The organism is Halomonas sp. SIMBA_159, from assembly GCF_046536035.1.
Taxonomy (GTDB): Bacteria; Pseudomonadota; Gammaproteobacteria; order Pseudomonadales; family Halomonadaceae; genus Vreelandella; species Vreelandella venusta_A.
In genome coordinates, this window is the sequence record NZ_JAWJBT010001784.1 from 1 (window position 1) to 230 (window position 230).

Consider the following 230-nt stretch of genomic DNA (forward strand, 5'->3'; position numbering starts at 1 on the left):
CTTTTAGCTGCTCGCGGGAATCCGCGATTTCCGACTCGCTGATATCCCCTTCCCGCATGCCTTGGAGCGATGTGCGGATCAATTCCTCTACTTCCCCCACTTGGTGGTCGGCAGTGCCCCCGTATATCGCAAGGGTGCCGTGGTCCGAGTAGGCCGAGTGATAGGAATAGACTGAATAGGCAAGCCCGCGGTCTTCGCGGATTTCCTGGAACAAGCGTGACGACATCGAG

Annotated in this window: 1 protein-coding gene; it reads right to left on the bottom strand. The window is 57.8% G+C overall.

Annotated elements, in window-relative coordinates:
- Positions 1-230, bottom strand: a 230-nt coding sequence (locus tag R0J87_RS25340) for an insulinase family protein (RefSeq protein ID WP_498889779.1), incomplete at both ends; no start/stop codon positions are given.